Genomic DNA, 19,912 nt, shown 5'->3' with positions numbered 1-19,912 from the left:
CGCAAGCTAACGGCCGGTACGGTACGCCGCTGCTCGGTCGTCGTCGCACAGCAAGGCTCGAAGCTGCTCCCCCTGGGGGAATCCCGTCGCTCGGGTGGAGGAACGAGCTTGACTCGTGCTAACTCTCGAGTAAGCTACTTTCTTGTGAGTTAATAGCGGGGCGACAGTACCTCCCATGTCGATCCAGATCGAGGAGACCTTCCAGGTCTCGGTTCCCATCGAGACCGTCTGGCAATTCCTGCTGGACCCGCACCGCGTCGTCACCTGCATGCCGGGCGCCGTGCTGGAGGAAGTGGTCGATGAACGCACCTTCAATGGCGCGGTGAAGATCAAGCTCGGCGCGATCACCACCAAGTACCGTGGGCGGGTGCATCTCAGCGATGTCGATGAACAGGCACGGCGCGTGTGCATGGTGGCCGAGGGGCGAGAGACCGGCGGCGGCACCGCCAAGGGCACGGTCACGGCCGAGCTGTCGACCCTCCCGGACGGGCAGACCGAAGTGGTCACCTCGGCCGAAGTGGACCTTACCGGTCGCGTGATGCAGGTCGGACGCGGAATGATCCAGGGCGTCTCGAGCCAACTCTTCGGGCAATTCGTTACCCGGACGCGGCAGGCGCTGGAAGTGACCGCGTCGGACGCTTCGCCCGAGGCCCCGGTCGCGGACGATTCTGTTCCCCTGCTGCGCGTGATCCTTGGCGTCATCTGGGCACCCGTTGCACGCTTCTTCCGCCGGCTCTTCGGTCGGCAGACGGGCTGAGAGAGGGACGAGCGATGCCCCGCTACCGGGTTGCTTGTGAGGCGGCGGCCCCCGTCGGATGGGGTGGTGTTCAGGGATCCGGCGTAGGAACCGATCGCGGCCCGGCCGGGCTAGCCCCGGCGAGGTTGGCATGAGCGGTGCGCTTCAGGATGTCGTCGTCATCGAGACGACCCGAGAGTTCTATGCCTCATTGGCCGGAGCGCTGTTGGGTGATTTCGGCGCGACCGTGATCCGAGTCGTGGATATCTCCGACGCCCGAACGGTCGATCACGGCCGGGACGGCATGCATCCACCGGAGCGCTGGAACTCCCTCGACGAACTCGCTCATCGCAACAAGCAGAGCCTCGCCGTGAACCTCGCTGAGCCTGCGGGTCGCGAGATCCTGGAGAAGCTCGTTGCGGGGGCGGATGTCTTCCTGACGGACGCACCGTCGGCGACCTTGGACAACGAGGGCTGCGACTACGAGAGCCTATGTGCCCTCAAGCCGGACATCGTGCTCACCCGGGCGAGCGGCTTCGGCCCGAAGGGGCCGGATCGCGATCTGCCCGCCTACGATGAGTTGGCGGCGGCCCGTACCGGTGTGATGCCGACCCTGCCCCAGCCGGGACAGCCTCCCGTCTACACCGGTGTCGGCCAGATGCACACGGCCGTGATGCTCGCGCTCGGCACGATGATTGCCCTTCACCACCGCGAAGAGTGCGGGGAAGGGCAGGTGGTCGACGCGTCCCTCTTCGGCGGGAACATGTATTCGCAGAGCCTCGACATGCAGGCCTATCTCGCGATCCGCGACGATCGCTTCCTCGAACCGCTCTCACGTCTCGATTCCGGCAACCCCATGAGCGGTCCGATGTATCCGAGTTCCGACGGCCGCTGGGTCACGCTGGCGATGCCGGATACGGACAAGTACTGGCCCGCCTTCGCCGAGATCATGGGCCTCGACGTCACCGACCCCCGCTTCGACAGCCACGAGAAACGCTGCGGGGAGAGTCGGCTCGAGATGATGCAGGTCCTCGACGAGCGTTTCCGAACCAGGCCGGGCTCCCATTGGAAGCAGGCGCTCGATGAGAAACAGCTTCCCGCCGACGTCATCGAGAAGTACGACTACCCGGCCGCGGATTCCAACGCCGAAGCCAATCGCTACATCCTGAACCTGGAACACCCCACCCACGGCGCGGTCCAGAGCCTGGGCTTCCCGATCCACATGAGCGAGAGCCCGGCACGTCTTCGCCGCATGGCTCCCTGCGTGGGGCAGCACACCGCGGAGATCCTGCAGGAACGGCTGGGCTATGCGGATGCCCGGATCCAGGAACTCGAAGCCGAGGGGATCCTGGGCGCGGAGCCTTTGGCATGAAGCAGGCACTCGAAGGCATCCGTGTTCTCGATCTGAGCCAGTGGCTGCAGGGGCCGGTCTGCGCGCAATATCTTGCGGACTTCGGTGCCGAGGTCATCCACGTCGAGCGTCCCAAGGGCGGCGACGGTGCGCGCGGCGTGCGTAGCATCAAGGCCTTGGCCATCGGCGATTGGAACCAATACTTCCTGGTCATCAACCGCAACAAGAAGAGCCTCGCGGTCGACCTCAAGAAGCCGGAAGGGCAGGAACTTTTCTACGAGTTGGTGCGCAAGTCGGATGTCTTCCTGTCGAACTTCCAGCGCCAGAATCTCGATGCCTGGGGGCTCACCTGGGAGAAGCTCCGGGATATCAATCCCCGCCTCATCTTCGCCACCAACAGTGGCTACGGCCATGCTCGCGAGATCAACCGGCCATCCTACGACATCAACGTTCAGGCGCTGACCGGCTTGATGACCCGGCAGGGCGAGCCTGGCGAGCCTCCGATCTATCTCGGCATGGGCTCCGGGGATACCTACGGTGGCCTCATGTCGGCTCTGGGAATCATGCTGGCGCTTCACGAGCGTCGGCGAACGGGCCGCGGACAATTCCTCGACGCGTCTCTCTACGGCGCACAGCTCTTCATGGCCGCCCCGACACTCCAGCCCTTCCTGGCTTCGGCGAACTCGCTCTACTCGGAGCAGCAGGCGAGGAGTCAGGCCGGGAATCCGCTCTGGAACCGCTACCAGGTAAAGGACAAGTGGGTCTTCCTGTGCCTCGAAGACACCGACGAGAATTGGGCTGCGCTATGCGAGAGCTTCGAACGGCCGGAACTGGCTAGCGACGTGAGGTTCGATAGCGCGGCGAAGCGGACGGAGCACAATGCCGAGTTGGTTGCGGTCCTCGACAGCATCCTGCAGGAGCAGGACTCGGAGGAGTGGATCGGTCGCTGCAGGTCGTCCGGCATCCCCGCTGCCCCGATCCAGAACCTGAAGGATGTTTCCGGGGACGCCCAGGCCTGGGAAAACGACTACCTGCTCAAGGTGCACTGCGGCGAGGTGAATCGTGAGGTGGACGTTCGCGGGCTGCCCATCACGCTGAGCAAGACCCCGGGACGGGTCGAGAGCCTCGGCCCTGAACTGGGCCAGGACACTGAACTCATCCTCATGGACCTGCTCGAGATGGAATGGGATCGCATCAGCGAACTCAAGGAGCAGGGAGTCATCCCGTGAGCGAAACCACGAAGGGCCCGCTCGCGGGAATTCGCGTACTCGACATGGCCACCATGCTGGCGGGGCCCTATGGCGCGACGCTGATGGGGGATCTCGGTGCGGATGTGATCAAGGTGGAATCCCATCGGGGTGACGACAGCCGCCATCTGGGTCCCGAACGCGACGGAGAGCATTCGCCCTTTCTCAGCCTCAACCGGAGTAAGAGGGCGATGGTCCTCGAGCTGAAGACTGAAGCAGGCCGAGCGGTCTTCGCGCGCCTCGCAGCGACGACGGACGTCCTGATCACGAACATCCGGGAGCCCGCGCTCTCCAAGCTGGGCCTCGACTACGAGCAGGTGCGGAAGCACCGCCCGGACATCATCTGGATCGGCGTCACGGCCTTCGGTGCCGACGGGCCCTACGCGGGCCGTCCCGGGATCGACTTCCTGGCCCAGGGCTTCGGCGGGCTGCTGGCGCTGAACGGAGAGCGCACGGGAGAACCGGTGAGGGTCACCGTTCCCATGATCGACGTGATGACCTCCCTGCTCGTCAGCACGGCCGCGCTCACGGCACTCCGAACACGGGATGAGACAGGCGAGGGGCAGCGCATTGACATCTCGCTCCTCGACGCGCTCCTCCACGCCCAGGCCAGCTCCCTGGGCACCTATCTCATCGCCCGGGAGCCGACGCCGCGAACGGGAAACCGCAGCCTCTATTTCGCGCCTTCGGGCATCTACACCTGCGGTGACGATCGCAAGGCGGTCATCACGTGTCCCTCGGAGAAGTTCTTCCGCAACCTGTGTACGGCCCTGGACGTCGAGTGGGCGGAGGATGCGCGCTTCGAGAGCATCGACCAACGCCTCGCCAACGAGGATGAGCTGGATCGCTTGATCGATGCGCGCTGCAAGGACTTCACGGTCGATGAATTGCAGAAACGGCTGGTCGCTGCGGACGTGCTCTGCGCCCCGGTCAACGGGGCGGTCGAGGTTGCGGAGGACCCTCAGGTCCGGCACAACCGGATGATCGTCAGCGTGGACCACCCCAAGCTCGGGCCCGTGGACGTCACCGGAGTGCCGATTCACTTCCACGGGACGCCCTGCGAGGTCCGCCAGCCGCCGCCGCTTCAGGGCGAGCACAGCGAGGAGTTGTTGCGCGAGCTGGGCTACGCGTCGGGTGAGATCGAGGATCTCGTCTCGAACGACGTCGTCGCTACCCATGTGGAGATCGAGGAGGCGCGAAGGCGGTGACGCATTTCCACCCTCACGATCGGGCGGTCGCCTTCCGCCTAATCTTTCTCTCCCTCGTAGTCATCGATGAGCTGTTGACGCGCCTTGCTTTCGTTCTTGCGAAGGCTCCAGAAGCGGGGAGGGCGTTTCTCGGTGAAGGAGGCCCCGCCTTCCTTCCCTTCAGGCATGTCGAACCAGTCCGGGTAGAACTGGCTGGAGATCACTCCCATCTCGGCGTACCCGTCCATTTCCTGGTCGAAGCTCGCCTTGAGGATCTCGAGGCAGCCGGGGCTCACGGAGAGGAGTTCCTCGCACCAGCCGTCGATCTCCTCCTCCATGCTGTCGAGAGGAACGACCTTGTTGACCAATCCCATTTCGAGGGCCTGTTCTGCGGGATAGCGCCGGCAGAGCATCCACATCTCGCGCGCCCGTTTGGCGCCGACCACCTTGGTGAGATACGGCACGAAGAAGCCGTCCGCGGGGCTCGACACCTTGGGCCCGGCCTGGCCGAACTTGGCGTTGTCCGCAGCGATGGTGAAGTCGCAGCAGTAGGCCATGTGGTTATGCCCGCCCAGGCAGTAGCCCTGCACGGCGGCGAGGATCGGCTTGCGGGACAGACGGATCAATCGGTTGTGGGGATATCGGTTGTAGAAGGCCTCGCGCAGGCCCCACTTCTCCCAATCGACATCTCCCCCAACGCCGAAATGCTTCCCTTTGCCGGCAACCACGATCACACCGATCGACGTGTCATGGTTGGCGTCGTAGAAAGCGCGGAACATTTCGTCGACCGTGGCGAGGGTCATGACGTTGTACTTCTCGGGCTTGTTGATGGTGACCCGAGCCACGCCTCCTTCCAGCTCCTCATGCCACTTCTTCTCGTAGAGGATCTCGTCGAACTCGAGCCCTTCGCCCTCGACCTCCTGCCAGTTGCTCCAACTCATGTGGAATCGTTCTCCTCGCTCCGTGCTCGCGATCGCTGCCAGCTTCGGGGAGACCATCATACGCTACGGCCGGAGAGGGGGCCCGCGAGTCCCGCTCCCGTCGTGGCGGAGGCGTTTGCATGAAGCCCGCTCGCTTCGAATACGCGGCTCCGGACACGCTCGGCGAGGCGGTCTCTCTGCTGGAGCGCCACGCGGACGACGACGTCAAGATCCTTGCGGGCGGCCAGAGCCTGGTTCCGTTGCTGAACATGCGCATGGCACGTCCCGAGTTGCTGGTCGATCTGAGCCGGGTCGCCGAGCTTCAGTACATCCGGGAGGAAGGCGACTGGCTGGCCATCGGCGCGATGACCACCAAGCGCGCAGTGGAGAAATCGGACCTCGTGCGAGGGCGCCAACCGGCCCTGCTCGCCGCAACCCAGCTCGTGGGGCACCCGCAGATCCGCAACCGCGGCACCGTGGGAGGCTCGATGGCCCATGCCGATCCGGCCGCGGAATACCCGGCGCTGGCCCTCGTGCTTGGCGCAGAGCTACGGGTGGTGGGTCCCGGCGGAGAGCGCACGATTGGCGCGGATGATTTCTTCATGGGTTACCTGATGACGGCCCTGGAACCCACTGAAGTTCTTACTGAAGTGCGGGTTCCAGTTCTTGCTCCGGGCACCGGCTGGTCGTTCGTGGAGGTGGCGCGCCGACATGGGGATTTCGCATTGGGCGGCGCGGCGGCCACCGTCCGACTCGACGGGAGCGGAAACTTCTCGGAGGTACGCATCGTGTTGTTCGGCATCAGCGGAGCCGCGGCTCGGCTCGGTGCGGTCGAACAACAGCTCGTCGGGCAGGGCCCGGGCGAGGCGGTCTTCCAGGAGGCCGGCGCTTGCGCCAGCCAGGACATCGAGGATCCCCTGTCGGACGTTCATGCTTCCGCGGAGTACCGGCGCAATCTGGCAGGGGTCCTGACGGTGCGAGCCCTGGGTGAAGCCGTGACGAGGGCTGGAGGCCGCGAGCCGGGCCAGGAGGAACGATGATGACGACGCCGCAGAAGATCACGCTGACGGTCAACGGCACCACGCACGAAGCGCAGGTCGAGCCGCGCACGACCCTGGCCGACCTCCTGCGCGGCGAACTCGCGTTGACCGGGACGCATGTGGGTTGCGAGCACGGCGTGTGCGGAGCGTGCACCGTGTTGCTGGAGGGCCGAGCCGTGCGCTCGTGCCTGACATTGGCAGTGCAGGTCGACGGGGCAAACTTGACCACAGTGGAAGGCCTGGAGCAGGACGGAGAACTCCACCCGATCCAGCAGGCCTTCGTGGAAGAGCACGGCCTCCAATGCGGCTTCTGCACACCCGGCTTCCTGATGACCGTCCACGAGTTGCTCCGCGAGAGCCCGGACCCGAGCGAGGACGAGATCCGAGACGCGCTCGGAGGGCAGCTCTGTCGCTGCACCGGCTACCAGTCGATCCTGCGTTCGGTGAGGTTGGCGGCGACCAAGCTCCGGAATGCGCACGTCGCAGGCACCCCCCAGCACTCCTAGATGCCTTCCGACCCTGGAGACCGCATGTCCATCCAGATTCCCAAGTCCCTCGAAGATCTTCCCAACAGCGCGCCGCGCTGGGTGGGCCGTGGCGTCCCGCGTGTGGAGGATCCGCATCTCGTCACCGGGCGCACGGAGTTCATCGACAACGTGGTCCTGCCAGGAATGCTGCACGCCGCCATCCTGCGCAGTCCGGTAGCCCACGCTCGGATCGCCTCGATCGACACCAGCGAAGCCGAGAAGCTGCCTGGCGTCTTCGCGGTAGTGACGGGAGACGACGCGAAGAGATGGAGTCATCCCGGGCCCACGGCGCCCGAGGAATGGGGCACCCTCTGCATGGCGGGTGACAAGGTGCGCTACGTGGGTGAGCCCGTGGCCGCGGTGGCGGCGGTGAACCGCTATGTCGCCGAGGATGCCATCGAGCTGATCGCTGTCGACTACGAGCCTCTCGAGGCCGTGGTCGACGCTGCGAAGGCGAAGGAGCCGGACAGCCCCCTCGTGATCGAGGAGAAGGGCACCAACGTCATGCTCCAACGGGTCTTCACCTGGGGCGATGTCGAGGAGGCGTTCGACGGCGCGGATCGTGTCTTCAAGGAAAAGTTCCGTTGGAATCGCCTGGGCGCCAATCCTCTCGAGACGTTCGGGGTGATCGCCCAATGGGATCCGATGGAGGAAAGCATCACGTTCCGGGCGAGTGTCCAATCCGCCACCCACTTCGGGCTGGGCCGGGCCGCCGTTCTGGGGCTTCCGTCCAACAAGGTGCGCGTGATCGCCCATCCCCATGGCGGGAGTTTTGGCGGTAAAGGCGGCACGCGAGGTACCGATGTAGCGGCGCTCCTCAGCCGCAAGGCCGGCGGTCGGCCGGTGAAGTGGATCGAGGATCGCGCGGAGTATCTGACGGGCGGTGGAAGCCAATCCTGGGATCGCCACTACGAAGTTTCCCTTGCGGTGAAGAACGACGGCCGCGTCACGGGCCTCGACGTCAAGCTGCTCGACGACATGGGGGCCACGGGTGAGGCCTTCGGCGCCATCAACACGGCGAAGCCGCTGGCTTCGTTCACCGGGCCTTATGCGATCCCGGTTGCACGCTACGACCTGACGATCGTTGCTACCAACAAGCTTCCCCAGGGTCCGTACCGTGGAATGGGGCCGCCGCCGCACAACTGCGTGCTGGAACAGATGATGGACATCGCGGCACGCGAACTCGACATCGACCCCGCGGAGATCCGACGCACGAACTTCATTCCGAAGGATGCCTTCCCCTACACGATCGCCAGCGGCAACGAGTACGACAGCGGCGACTACGAGGCCGTGCTCGACAAGGCGCTTGCGCTCGCGGACTACGGGAAGCTCCGCGAACGGCAAGAGCAGGCCCGGGCAGAGGGACGTTGCGTCGGCATTGGCGTGGTAAGCGCGATCGAGCCCGGTGTCTTCGACTGGAACGCTTACGCGATCGTGGGAATGCAGGGGACCGGAGTGCCGGAGGGCGCCACCGTCAGTATCGACATCATGGGGAAGATCAGCGTGCGGGTGGGCTTCGCCCTGGAGGGGCAGGGCCAGTACACCCTGGCCACCCAACTGGTGGCCGACTACTTCAACGTGGGGTTCGAGGACATCACGATCGTCCCCCTGGATACGCATTCGGCGCCCCCGGCATTCGGACCGGGTGGAAGCCGTCTGGGTGTCGCACTCACGGGTGCGGTGCTAGGCGCTTGCGAGAAGCTCAGGCTGAAACTCGCCAAGGTGGCAGCCGGGCTCTTCCAGATGGACCCTGAGCAGGTCGATCTCGTGGACGGGAAGCTCGTGGCAAGAGGGGTGCCTGGCGTCGAGATGCCGATGGCTCAAGTCGCCGGCACCATGCTGGCGCGAAGTGACCTCCTGCCTCCCGACATGGACCCGCGCCCCGAGGCAACCCATGTCTGGACGGCGCCCGGCCGCACGGAGGCGGACGAAGAGGGCAGGGCGAAGAGCTACCTCACCGCCGCCCAGGCCGTGCACATCGTGATGCTGGAGGTGGATCCCGACACGGGCCTCGTGGAGATCCTCGAGTACTGCGTCGTGGACGATTGCGGGACGCGTCTCAATCCCGCCACGGTGGAGGGGCAGACCGAGGGTAGCATCGCCCAGGGCATCGGCGCAGCGCTCCTCGAGGAGTATGTCTACGACGAGCAGGGGCAGATCCTCACCTCGAGCTTCATGGACTACCTGCTCCCGACCGTCTACGAGGTGCCGGCCACGAAGAAGGATATCGTCGTGACGCCTTCGCCCTTCACGCCACTCGGTGCCAAGGGTTGCGGCGAGGGTGCGATGCACACGACCCCCGCCGCCATTCTCTCGGCGATCAACGACGCCCTGGCCCCCATGGGTGCCCTAGCAACCGAGGTGCCGGCGAGCCCGAACCGGCTATGGACGCTGATCCGCAACGCGCAGCAACCCGCTGCGAGCGAATGAACCCGTCACAAGGAGGACGACATGGCGAGTGATGATTATTTCGTAGCGCTATCCGAGTGCCATTTCATGAATCCGGTCACCATGGCCGAAATCAGCTACTACCCGAACACCCAACGCTGGTGGGCGAGTGTCGATGGTGTGATGCGCGCCTGGTCGGGTCGCGATCTCCAGGGCGAGTGGCCCCATCCGATCGCGAGCGAGCTGATCAAGTACATGGACGAGGCGGGCGTCGACGTCTGCTTTGCTCTGCGCGAAGGGATGATGGACATCAGCGGGCACACGGTCGCCATGTCCACCAACGCGTTCATGATGCAGCAGATCGAGCCGTACCCGGATCGCATGTACCTCGAAGCCATGGTGGGCCCCATCATCCGGCGCGGCCTCGACAACGCCATCTGGGAGCTCGAGTACCTGGTCAAGGAGGGCAACGCCAAGCTTTGCAAGGTGTATCAGCCCGAGGACGACGGGCCCCTCGACGACCGGCGGATGTGGCCGTTCTACGAGAAGGCCTGCGAGCTGGACATCGCATTGACCATGCACACCGGCATGTCCTACGTGGTGCCGCAGCCCAACAACCACACCCTCCCGGGCACCCTCGATCGGGTGCTGCTCGATTTTCCCGAGCTGAAGATCATCGCCTACCACATGGGTTGGCCGAATACCGAGGAACTGATCGGACTCGCGGGCAAACATCAGAACCTGTACCTGAGCATGTCGGGGATTGCGGGTTGGTACGAGCGTTCCAGGTATCGGGGCTACCACGCAATCGGTACCGCGCTCCAGTGGGTGGATCCGAGCAAGATCGTGATGGGCCTCGACTTGCCCTTCGACGACACCAAGCGGGTGGTCGACTGGGCTCGCAACCTGCAGATCCCCGAGGAGTTGCAGAAGAACTACGGCTACCCGGAGATCACCGATGAGATGCGGGCAGGCTTCCTCGGTCTGAACCTGGCGCGGCTTGCGAAGATCGAGCCCACAAAACGGGTGTAGTGGGGGGAGGATTGGGCGCCATGGACGAGGCCTGCATCGTCGGGATCGGGGAGACCGCCTACGTGCGGAAGCCCGGCTCGGGGCTGAGCGCGCTGGGAATCCAGCTGCAGGCCGCGGTGCGCGCCATCGAGGACGCGGGGCTCACGGGCCGGCAGATCGACGGGATCATGCCGTTCCCGAACCTGGGCCACGCCGAGAGCTTCGCCGCCAATCTCGGCTGCGAGAACCTGCGCTTCCAGTCCATCGTCTGGATGGGCGGCGCCGCCCCCGTGGCTTCGCTTCGGGTGGCCGGTGCCGCCGTCCGGCAAGGCCTCGCCAACTACGTGTTGATCCCGGCCGGTTGGAATGGCTACTCGGGGGCACGGGCGCGCCAGACGGTCGCCGAGGATGTTTCGTCGCTCCCCGGCGGGGCCATCGCACGCGATTTCTATCTGCCCTTCGGCTTCTCCGCTCCGCCCCAGTGGTACTCGGTGATGGCCCGCCGGCACATGCACGAGTTCGGGACACGGCCCGAGCAACTCGGGTGCATCGCCGTGGCGATGCGCAAGCATGCCCAGACGAATCCCAACGCAGTGATGAAGGGTCGCGCCATGACCCTCGAGGATTACATGGCCTCGCCGATGCTGGCGGATCCCTACCGCTTGTTCGACTGCTGTCTCGAGACCGATGGGGCGGCGGCCGTCGTGGTGACCACGCCCGAGCGGGCGCGCGATCTCGGCAAGGAGCCGGTCTTCATCATGGGTGCAGCATCCGGACAACCTCGGCCCGCCGATGAGATCACCAACCGGAAGGACATCTTCCAGACGGGCCTGAGCCTCGCTGCACCCGAAGCCTTCGGACAGGCCGGGATTTCACCCGGCGACGTGGATTTCGCCCAGATCTACGATTGCTTCACGTTCGAGGTGCTGCAGCAGTTGGAGGAGGCTGGCTTCTGCAAACGCGGCGAGGGCGGTGCCTTCGTCGAAGGAGGCCGCATCGAACTCGGCGGCGAGCTGCCGGTCAACACCCACGGCGGGCTTCTTTCGGAGGCGCACGTCCTGGGCATGAACCACATCGTCGAGGCGGTTCGACAGCTGCGCGGCGATGCAGGCCAGCGCCAGGTTGCCGACGCCGAGATCGGCGTCGTGACGGGTTGGGGCGATTTCGGCGATGGCAGCATCGCGATCCTGCGGCGCGCGTGAGGAGCGGGAATCCATGAGTCAGGCCGAAACCGCCGTTCCCATGCCGCTCCCCGAACTCGAGGGCCTTGCCGGCGAGTTCTACGGGTATTGCAGGAAGGGCGAGCTTCGTTTCCAGCGCTGCAGCGATTGCGGTAGCTGGCGACACGTGCCCAGGGAGATGTGCGCCGACTGCGGCTCGTGGAATTGGGAGTGGGAGCGCTCTTCCGGCCGGGGAAGGGTGTTCACCTGGACCGTGGTCACGCGTGCGCTTCACCCGGCTTTCCAGGATGCGTGTCCTTACGCACCGGCCGTGATCGAGATGGATGAGGGCGTCCGGATCCTGAGCCAGGTGACGGATTGTTCGCCCGACCAGTTGCAGATCGACATGCCTGTCGAGGTGGTATTCGAAGACGCGAGCGAGGAAGTCGCGCTGCCCAAGTTCCGGCGCAGTACGTCCTGATCCGGACCGGTATGCAAGACGTCAGCAACAGCGAGGGAGTCAATCCATTGGAGTTACCTTCCACCCTTTCCTTCGAGCGCAAGGACCACGTCGCGGTCATCACCATCGACCGTGCCGATGCGCTCAACTCGCTCACTGCGGAGATGCTCACCGGCATCGAGGATGCGATGCGTGCGTTCCAGGACGATCCCGATCTCTGGGTGGCCGTCTTCACCGCGTCTGGCGATAAGGCCTTCTCCTCGGGGCTCGACCTGAAGGAGGCCGCACCCATGTTGACGGGTGGCGACACCCTCGGATTCGATGACACGACCAAGCGCCAGTTCTCCGATGTCTTCAAGCCGATCATTTGCGCGGTCAACGGTTTCTGTATTGCGGGCGGTATGGAAATGCTCCTGGGGACAGACCTCCGGATCGCCGCCGAGCACGCCACCTTCGGCCTGGGAGAAGTCCGTTGGGGCCTCGTGCCGCTCGGTGGCACTCATATCCGGCTTCCACGCCAGATCCCCTGGGCCATCTCGATGCAGCTCCTGCTGACCGGCAAACCGATCAGTGCGCAACGCGCCTACGAAGTGGGGCTGATCAACGAGGTCGTGCCTTCGGATCAACTCATGCCCACGGCGATGAAGTGGGCGGAGAATCTCTGCAGGAACGGACCGCTCGCGATGCGCACGGCCAAGGAGATTGCCGTTCGCGGCCTGGAGCTCGAGTCGGGATTCGTGTTGGAGAAGGCCCTCGGCGCTCGCGTGCTCGGGTCCGAGGACGCGAAAGAGGGACCGGCCGCCTTCGCCGAAAAACGCAAGCCGCGCTTCAAGGGAAGCTGAGATGGAAACCGACGTCGACCGCGCGCGAACTCCAGGCATCAATCGAAGGGAGTTTCTCTGGGGATCCGCAGCGACCGTCGTGCTCGCTCTCACCCAGCTCCGCTGTCGAGATTCGGAACTCGTCGATTCCGTTTCTCCCGCGGTGCCGACCCCCACGCCGAAGTACGGGGACTGGCGGGATCTCTACCGCGAGCGTTGGACCTGGGATTCCATCTCCAAGAGCACCCACTACGTGAACTGCGCCTACCAGCGAGGCTGCGCGTGGAATGTCTACGTCAAGGAGGGTGTGGTCTGGCGCGAAGAGCAGGTAGGTGACTATCCGCAGACCAACTCCGAAGTGCCCGATTTCAACCCGCGCGGTTGCCAGAAGGGGGCGTGTTATAGCGACCGCATGCACGATCCGTCGCGCATGCTGCACCCGCTGAAGCGCGTCGGGGAGCGTGGCGAGGGGCGCTGGAAGCGCATCTCCTGGGAGGAGGGGCTGCGCGAGGTGGCCGATTCCGCCATCGACGCCCTGATCGAGGATGGGCCCGGCTCCTTGATCTGGGACATGGGAAGCGCCGTCACCAACGGTTGCCATGGTCTCGGACTGACGCGCACGGTTTCCGTGCTCGACACGCCGATGCTCGAGACGAACACGGAGATCGGCGATCACTATCCCGGCGCCACCGTCACGACCGGGAAGATCTGCTTCACGGGTTCCTTCGACGATCTCTTCTACTCCGATCTGATCCTGATCTGGGGCGGCAATCCCAACTACACCCAGATCCCGAACGTCCACTTCATCAACGAGGCGCGCTACCACGGTGCGCGTGTCGTAGCGATCACACCGGACTACAACGCCTCCTGTGTCCACACGGACGAGTGGGTCCCGGTGCAGATGGGAACGGACGCAGCCCTGGGGATGGCGTTGGCGCAGGTGATGGTCGAGGAAGGGATCTACGACCGTCGTTTCGTCGTCGAGCAATCCGACCTCCCGTTCCTGGTTCGCCAGGACACCGGCCTCTTCCTGCGCGAGAGCGATCTGGAGGAGGGCGGCCGGGAAGACGCCTTCTACCTCTTCGATCAGAAGGCGGGAAAGGTGGTGCCGGCACCGCGATCGAGCCTGTCTCTCGGCGAACTCGAGCCCAGCCTCGACGGGGAATACCGGGTGCAGACGCCGGCAGGTGAGGTCGGTGTGACGCCGGTCTTCGCGTTACTGAAGAAACGCCTCGCGGAGTACACCCCGGAGGCCGCATCGAAGATCACCGGGACGCCTCCGAAGCAGATCCGCAAACTGGCGCGGGCGTTGGCGAAGGCCAAGGCGGCCAGCGCCATCACCCAGACGAATTTCTCCAAGTACTACCACGGCATGGAAATGGAACGCGGCTTGATCCTGGCCTTCACCCTGGCGGGCCAGATCGGGAAGAAGGGCGCCGGAATCGCCGCCTTTCCCTACCTCTCCATTGCGGGCCCGGATGCGCTCGCCGTGGCGGACGGCAGGCTTCCTCCAAAGCTCGGCCTCGCCGCACTCGGCCTTCAATCGCTTCCGGCGATGGCGAGGATGAAGCTGGACGGCTTCTCGGAGGAGATGATGATCTCCGCCTTGAGCCGGCTGGAGTACAAATCCGGGCGTTATCTCGCCACTCCGCTGTGGCTCTACAAGTATGGGGGGCTCGAAGAACTCTACGGAAGCGCCAAACGTTGGGATTCCTCGCTACCCCGGGAGTTCAAGGAGTACTTCGACGAAGCCGTGGAAAAGGGATGGCAGGTGGTCCCCACCACGCCCCCGCGCATCGTCTTTGAAGTCGGTGGCAATCTGCTGCGTCGCGTGCGGGGCTACGATCGGATGGTCGACGGGCTCCTGCCGAAGCTCGATCTGCTCGTGACGGTCGATTGGCGGATGAGCAACACGGCGCGCTTCAGCGACTACGTGTTCCCGGCGGCGGGCTGGTACGAGAAGGACGATCTCACCTGGGGCTCCCCCATCACTCCCTTCTGTCACGTGACCACCCGCGCGGTCGAGCCGCTCGGCGAGTCGAAGCCGGACTGGGAATTCCACTGCCTCTTCCTGAAGACGCTGCAACAGCGCGCGATCGAGCGGGGTATCTCGGAATTCGTGGACCGCGCCGGAAAGACCCGGCGTCTCGATCAGGTATACGACGAGTTCACGTTCGGCGGACGTTTCACGGAGGAGAACACCGAGGAGTTTCTCGACGAGATGCTCGGCGTGACCACGAACCTGGGTGGCGTGGGATGGGAGGAGATCAAGGAGAAGGGCTATGCGCGCTACACGGGCGTGGGCATGAGCCCCTCCCAGATCAACCACGCCACCGATATCGAACCGGACCAGACCATCACGGCGAACACCTGGCAGGTTCAGAAGAAGCAGCCCTGGCCGACACTCACGCGAAGGATGCAGTTCTACATCGATCATCCGTATTTCCTGGAGATGGGGGAGGAGCTGCCCATCCACAAGGACAACCCGAAGCTCGGTGGGGAGTACCCGCTGGAGATGACCGGGGGCCACGATCGTTGGTCCATTCACGCCTCATGGCGGGACAACAAACCCCTGCTTCAGTTGCAGCGCGGTGAGCCGCTCATCTTCCTCGGCGAGGAGGATGCTGCCGAGCGCGGAATCCAGGACGGCAACTCGGTGCGTGTCCACAATGACGTGGGCTCGTTCGAGATCCAGGCCAAGGTCACGCCGTCCGTGCGCTCGGGACAGGTGGTGGTCTACCACGGCTGGGAGCCCTTCCAGTTCAAACGTGGCAAGTCCCATCAGTCACTGATTCCGAGTCCCATGAACCCGATCCACCTGGCAGGCGGCTACTTCCAGCTTCAACCCACGCTGCTGATGGGAGAGCCCGGCTGCCCCGACCGCGGAACCCGTGTAGAAGTCGAGCGCCTGCCGGACGGCCCCGGGCACACAGGAGAACCCGCGTGACGGTTTCGTTCCGCGAGGAGTAGTCGAATGCGCGATCGAAATCCCTTCATCCTGGCAGACCTGGTGCAGACCCGCGCCGAGGAGAAGCCGGATCTGGATGTACTGACCTTCGAGCATTTCAGCCTCGACGGCGGCGCGACACCGGACGCGGTGCGCACCTATGCGGACCTCCAGATCAACGCCAACCGGATCGCTGCGAAACTGGTCAAAGGCGGTATGGAGCCGGGCGATCGCTTCGCGATCATGATGCGCAACCATCCCGAATTCGTCGAAGCCATGATCGCTGCCTCGATCACCGGCTGCATCTTCGTCCCGATCGATCCTCGGACCCGGGGCGAAAAGCTGGCCTTCCTGATGCGCAACTCGGGTTGCCGTGGCGTGATCTGTGCGGATTACAGCGCGCCCGCGCTGCAGGAGGTGCGCGGGCAGGCTGGGAACCTGGAGTGGCTGCTCGTACTGGAAGCTGGCGGTGAGGGCGCAGCACCGCTTTCGGATCTGCCGGACGCGGAATCGCTCGACGCCGTCCTGTCGATGCCTGCGGACACTGTGAAGACGCGAGTCGAGGACGTCTCGCAACCGCTCCAGATCATCTACACCTCGGGGACGACCGGGGATCCGAAGGGGATCGTAGGCGATCACATGCGTTTCGGTGGAACCGGCATGTTGGGAGGGATCTTCGGTTATGGCGAAGACGAGCGTCCCTACACCGGGCTTTCCTTCACCCACAACAACGCGCAGGCGACGGCCCTGGCTCCGGCACTGATGTCCGGCTACCGGGCCGTGTTCAGTCGGCGCTTCAGCAAGTCGAAGCTATGGGAGGTCTGTCGCAGGTACGGCTGCACGAGCTTCTCCCTGGTCGGCGGCATGGCCACGGCGATCTACAGCGAGCCGCCGCGAGAAGATGATGCGGACAACCCGGTGCGCCTGGTGGTGAGTGGCGGCATGCCCGCCGCGATCTGGGAGGCCTTCGAGCGTCGCTTCGGCGTCCAGATCTTCGAGTTCTACGGCGCCAGCGACGGCGGTGGCATGGCCTACAAGCCGCCCGGCGTCGGTCCGGTAGGCTCTTTTGGAAAACCGATGAGCGGTCTCGACATGCGCGTGCTCGATGAGCATGGCAAGGAGTGCGCACCCGGCGAAATCGGTGAGATCTGCTGTCGACCCGAAGGTGCAGGGGAGGCGAGCGTCGAGTACTTCGAGAATCCGGATGCGTCGCGCAAGAAGATCCGGGACGGCTGGAACCGCAGCGGAGACATGGGACACCGGGACGCCGAGGGTTGGCTCTACTTCGATTATCGAGCCGGCGGCGGGATCCGGCACAACGGTGATTTCGTGAATCCCGGGTTCGTGGAGAAGCTGATCGCCGAAGACGCTCAGGTGTCCGACGTATTCGTCTATGGCGTGCCCGCCGCCTCTCAGGCTCCCGGCGAGAAGGATGTCGTCGCTGCGATCGTGCCGGGGAATGCGGAGGCCTTCGACCCGGCCGCGTTGTTTGCCCATTGCCGTGCCGGCCTGGAGCCCAACTTCGTCCCCAGCTATTTCCAACTCGTGGACGAGATTCCGAAGACCGCATCCGAGAAGCCCCAGGAACGCATTCTGCTCGATCGCTTCGAGCCGCACGCTGCGGGCGTCTGCCGTCGGGATCCGTGAAACGGCGTCGGCGACCTTCAGATTTCAACCCACGAACTGCAGAACTGAACGGAACACGACAGAGGTCAACATGGAAACGCATGCGCCGATTGCAGATGCACGAATGGAAGGAACGATCGAAGTAGGTGATGGCCGCTCGATCGGAGTGGCCGAGTACGGCGACCCGGAAGGCGAAGCCATCTTCTGGTTTCACGGCACGCCGGGCGGGCGCCGACAGGTTCCGCCGCGCGCACGTGAACTCGCCTCGGAGCGCGGTGTCCGTTTGATCGGTGTGGAACGCCCGGGCGTGGGAAGCTCGACACCCCATCTGCACGGAAGCGTCGCCGAAGGTGCCCGCGACATCGAACACATCGCCGACCGGCTCAACATCGACCGCTTCGGCGCGATCGGTTTGTCCGGGGGTGGTCCCTACGTGTTGGCTTGCGCACACGAGCTTCCGGAGCGGGTCGTCGCGGGGGCCGTGCTGGGCGGCGTCGCGCCCGTCTGTGGTGATGAGGCTCCCTCCGGTGGGGCGGTGGCTCTCGCCGGCCGTTTCGCCCCGTTGTTGGAGGCGCTCCATCAACCGCTAGGTCACCTGGTCTGGGCCACCGCCTTCGCCCTCCGTCCGCTGGCTTCCCAGGCCTTCGAACTATTCATCGGCACCATGCCCGAAGGCGACCAGGAGGTCATGAGCCGCCCCGAGATGAAGCAGATGTTTCTCGACGACATGCTTCGCGCCGGGCAATCGCAGCTGCACGCTCCGATCTACGATGCGGTGCTCTTCTCGAGGCCGTGGGGTTTCTCGCTGCGGGACATCCAGGTGCCGATCCGGTTCTGGCACGGTGACGCCGACCACCTCGTGCCGTTGGATCACGGCGAGCACCAGGCGGAACTCGTTCCCGATTCGGAACTCAGGGTCCGTCCGCGGGAGGGCCATATGGGAAGCCTGGACGCAGCGGATGAGATCCTCGATGCGATTCTCGGCCTGTGGCCGAACCGCAAAGCGAGTTGAACGCCTAGATGAGCCGACGACGGGACATGGGACGCGCCGCAGCCGTTCGGCCGCTGCGCGACATACCCGCGTGGGACGACGAGGCCGACGTCATCGTGGTGGGGCTCGGTGCCGCCGGGGCCTGTGCGGCGCTCGAGGCGAGGAGCGCCGACGCCGACACCCTGGTGCTCGAGCGGGCCAGTGGAGGAGGGGGTACGTCGGCGCTCTCCACCGGCCAGATCTACCTGGGTGGTGGCACGCCGATCCAGGAGAAGTGCGGATTCGAGGATTCGCCGGACGAGATGTACGCGTACCTGATGGCGTCATGCGGCCCCGGCGCCGACGAAAGGAAGATCCGGCTCTTCTGTGACGATTGCGTGGAGCACTTTCACTGGCTCGTCGGCCAGGGCGTCCCGTTCAAGGAATCCTTCTACGGCGACGGATCCTACACGCCGACCGACGATTGCTTGAGCTACTCGGGAAGCGAACTCGCGCACCCCTACCCGGACATTGCGAGGCCGGCGCCCCGCGGCCACACCGTGCAGCAGGAGACCATCGAGGCAGGGGGCATGTTGATGCGACGGCTGCTCGATGCCGTGAATGGCTGCGGCGCGCGGATCCAGGTGGATACGTTATGCGAGACGCTGATCTTGGATGAGGAGCACAGGGTCGTGGGCGTGGTGGCGCGGGTGGATGGAAGCCTTCGCCACTACCGGGCTCGCCGTGGCGTGATCCTCACCGCAGGCGGCTTCATCAACAACACCGAGATGGTCGAGCGCTACGCGCCGCTCCTCCGGAAGTGCAAGATGCGTCTGGCCTGCGATGGCGACGACGGGCGGGGCATCCGCATGGGAATGGGCGCAGGAGCGGATGTCATTCGCATGGAGACCGCCAGCATCGTGCTGCCGTTCACGGTGCCCAAATCCCTGATCCAGGGTGTGATGGTGAACCGCCAGGGCCAGCGCTTCATCAACGAAGACGCCTATCAGACCGTCGTCGGTGAGGCGGCGCTTCACGGTCAAGGCGGGCAGGTCTACTTGATCGTCGATGACGCCATCTACGAGACACCGTTCCCGCCGACGGAGATCGCTGCCGTAGGTGAGACCTTCGAGGAGCTGGAGCGAGAGCTTGGCTTTGCGGAGGGAAGTCTCCAGAGCACGCTCGAACTCTACAACCGCGGTGCCCAGCGAGGGGAGGATCCGGTCTACCAGAAAGCTGCGGCTCACCTGGTCCCGCTGGTCCACCCGCCGTTCGCGGCTCTCGACTACTCCACCGAAACGGCGATCTGGGCCGTCTTCACCATGGGGGGGCTGCGCACGACGCCCGACGGGGCCGTCCTCACTCCGGATGGGGATGTCATCTCGGGGCTCTTTGCCGCGGGTCGGACGACCTCGGGCCTGGCCGCCCAGGGTTACAGCAGTGGGCTGTCTCTCGCAGACGGCACCTTCTTCGGCCGCCGTGCCGGCCGCGCGGCCGCAGGGGAGGGCGGGTGATCCCCGG

Annotated in this window: 16 protein-coding genes; 15 read left to right on the top strand and 1 reads right to left on the bottom strand. The window is 64.9% G+C overall.

Annotated elements, in window-relative coordinates; all coding sequences use genetic code 11:
- Positions 1-175: 175 nt before the first annotated feature.
- The 4 genes from GY937_06770 to GY937_06755 all read left to right on the top strand — a co-directional run bounded on the left by GY937_06770 (position 176) and on the right by GY937_06755 (position 4,542).
- Positions 176-757, top strand: coding sequence for an SRPBCC family protein (locus tag GY937_06770; GenBank protein ID MCP5056416.1), 582 nt, complete (start codon positions 176-178; stop codon positions 755-757).
- A gap of 130 nt (positions 758-887) precedes the next feature.
- Positions 888-2,108, top strand: coding sequence for a CoA transferase (locus tag GY937_06765; protein MCP5056415.1), 1,221 nt, complete (start codon positions 888-890; stop codon positions 2,106-2,108).
- Positions 2,105-3,316, top strand: a complete 1,212-nt coding sequence (locus GY937_06760; GenBank protein ID MCP5056414.1) for a CoA transferase — start codon at positions 2,105-2,107, stop codon at positions 3,314-3,316. Before GY937_06765 ends, GY937_06760 begins: the two co-directional genes overlap by 4 nt.
- A complete protein-coding gene (locus GY937_06755; protein MCP5056413.1) occupies positions 3,313-4,542 on the top strand; it encodes a CoA transferase in 1,230 nt (409 codons plus the stop codon). The genes GY937_06760 and GY937_06755 overlap by 4 nt, the downstream gene beginning before the upstream one ends.
- Positions 4,543-4,580: 38 nt before the next feature.
- Here the strand turns inward: GY937_06755 and GY937_06750 are convergent, their stop codons facing one another.
- Complete coding sequence (locus tag GY937_06750; protein MCP5056412.1) at positions 4,581-5,462, bottom strand: 1,4-dihydroxy-6-naphthoate synthase; 882 nt, start codon at positions 5,460-5,462, stop codon at positions 4,581-4,583.
- Between the two features lie 119 nt (positions 5,463-5,581).
- Between GY937_06750 and GY937_06745 the strand changes: the two genes are divergently transcribed.
- From GY937_06745 to GY937_06695, 11 genes are all read left to right on the top strand, one after another.
- Positions 5,582-6,481 carry a xanthine dehydrogenase family protein subunit M gene (locus GY937_06745; protein MCP5056411.1) on the top strand — a complete coding sequence of 300 codons (900 nt, stop codon included), beginning with the start codon at positions 5,582-5,584 and terminating at the stop codon, positions 6,479-6,481.
- Positions 6,481-6,987, top strand: coding sequence for a (2Fe-2S)-binding protein (locus tag GY937_06740; GenBank protein MCP5056410.1), 507 nt, complete (start codon positions 6,481-6,483; stop codon positions 6,985-6,987). Before GY937_06745 ends, GY937_06740 begins: the two co-directional genes overlap by 1 nt.
- A 24-nt stretch (positions 6,988-7,011) precedes the next feature.
- Positions 7,012-9,438: a xanthine dehydrogenase family protein molybdopterin-binding subunit gene (locus tag GY937_06735; protein MCP5056409.1), complete on the top strand. Its 2,427-nt coding sequence runs from the start codon at positions 7,012-7,014 to the stop codon at positions 9,436-9,438.
- Between the two features lie 21 nt (positions 9,439-9,459).
- On the top strand, positions 9,460-10,428 hold the full coding sequence (locus GY937_06730; GenBank protein MCP5056408.1) for an amidohydrolase family protein: 969 nt from the start codon (positions 9,460-9,462) through the stop codon (positions 10,426-10,428).
- Between the two features lie 11 nt (positions 10,429-10,439).
- Positions 10,440-11,609 (top strand): transporter, encoded by a 1,170-nt coding sequence (locus GY937_06725; GenBank protein ID MCP5056407.1) that lies wholly within the window; start codon positions 10,440-10,442, stop codon positions 11,607-11,609.
- A gap of 13 nt (positions 11,610-11,622) precedes the next feature.
- Entirely contained in the window at positions 11,623-12,048 is a 426-nt protein-coding gene (locus tag GY937_06720; GenBank protein MCP5056406.1) for a Zn-ribbon domain-containing OB-fold protein, read from the top strand.
- A gap of 11 nt (positions 12,049-12,059) precedes the next feature.
- The gene (locus GY937_06715) at positions 12,060-12,869 is read left to right on the top strand and encodes an enoyl-CoA hydratase/isomerase family protein (protein MCP5056405.1); all 810 of its coding nucleotides are present in this window, start codon (positions 12,060-12,062) and stop codon (positions 12,867-12,869) included.
- A 1-nt stretch (position 12,870) separates the two neighbouring features.
- Positions 12,871-15,795, top strand: coding sequence for a molybdopterin-dependent oxidoreductase (locus GY937_06710; protein MCP5056404.1), 2,925 nt, complete (start codon positions 12,871-12,873; stop codon positions 15,793-15,795).
- Between the two features lie 27 nt (positions 15,796-15,822).
- On the top strand, positions 15,823-17,442 hold the full coding sequence (locus GY937_06705) for an ATP-dependent acyl-CoA ligase (protein ID MCP5056403.1): 1,620 nt from the start codon (positions 15,823-15,825) through the stop codon (positions 17,440-17,442).
- A gap of 70 nt (positions 17,443-17,512) precedes the next feature.
- Entirely contained in the window at positions 17,513-18,433 is a 921-nt protein-coding gene (locus GY937_06700; protein ID MCP5056402.1) for an alpha/beta hydrolase, read from the top strand.
- 26 nt (positions 18,434-18,459) lie between these two features.
- Positions 18,460-19,905 carry an FAD-dependent oxidoreductase gene (locus GY937_06695; GenBank protein MCP5056401.1) on the top strand — a complete coding sequence of 482 codons (1,446 nt, stop codon included), beginning with the start codon at positions 18,460-18,462 and terminating at the stop codon, positions 19,903-19,905.
- The last annotated feature ends 7 nt before the right edge of the window (positions 19,906-19,912 follow it).

This window comes from bacterium, assembly GCA_024228115.1.
GTDB lineage: Bacteria > Myxococcota_A > UBA9160 > UBA9160 > UBA6930.
This window is presented reverse-complemented; position numbering and strand designations above follow the sequence as displayed.

Bases quoted from the DNA above. Each gene is read 5' to 3' on its own strand.
- GY937_06770 (MCP5056416.1), top strand. From the start codon at position 176: ATGTCGATCCAGATCGAGGAGACCTTCCAGGTCTCGGTTCCCATCGAG.
- GY937_06765 (MCP5056415.1), top strand. From the start codon at position 888: ATGAGCGGTGCGCTTCAGGATGTCGTCGTCATCGAGACGACCCGAGAG.
- GY937_06760 (MCP5056414.1), top strand. From the start codon at position 2,105: ATGAAGCAGGCACTCGAAGGCATCCGTGTTCTCGATCTGAGCCAGTGG.
- GY937_06750 (MCP5056412.1), bottom strand. From the start codon at position 5,462: ATGAGTTGGAGCAACTGGCAGGAGGTCGAGGGCGAAGGGCTCGAGTTC.
- GY937_06745 (MCP5056411.1), top strand. From the start codon at position 5,582: ATGAAGCCCGCTCGCTTCGAATACGCGGCTCCGGACACGCTCGGCGAG.
- GY937_06740 (MCP5056410.1), top strand. From the start codon at position 6,481: ATGACGACGCCGCAGAAGATCACGCTGACGGTCAACGGCACCACGCAC.
- GY937_06735 (MCP5056409.1), top strand. From the start codon at position 7,012: ATGTCCATCCAGATTCCCAAGTCCCTCGAAGATCTTCCCAACAGCGCG.
- GY937_06730 (MCP5056408.1), top strand. From the start codon at position 9,460: ATGGCGAGTGATGATTATTTCGTAGCGCTATCCGAGTGCCATTTCATG.
- GY937_06720 (MCP5056406.1), top strand. From the start codon at position 11,623: ATGAGTCAGGCCGAAACCGCCGTTCCCATGCCGCTCCCCGAACTCGAG.
- GY937_06715 (MCP5056405.1), top strand. From the start codon at position 12,060: ATGCAAGACGTCAGCAACAGCGAGGGAGTCAATCCATTGGAGTTACCT.
- GY937_06710 (MCP5056404.1), top strand. From the start codon at position 12,871: ATGGAAACCGACGTCGACCGCGCGCGAACTCCAGGCATCAATCGAAGG.
- GY937_06705 (MCP5056403.1), top strand. From the start codon at position 15,823: ATGCGCGATCGAAATCCCTTCATCCTGGCAGACCTGGTGCAGACCCGC.
- GY937_06700 (MCP5056402.1), top strand. From the start codon at position 17,513: ATGGAAACGCATGCGCCGATTGCAGATGCACGAATGGAAGGAACGATC.
- GY937_06695 (MCP5056401.1), top strand. From the start codon at position 18,460: ATGGGACGCGCCGCAGCCGTTCGGCCGCTGCGCGACATACCCGCGTGG.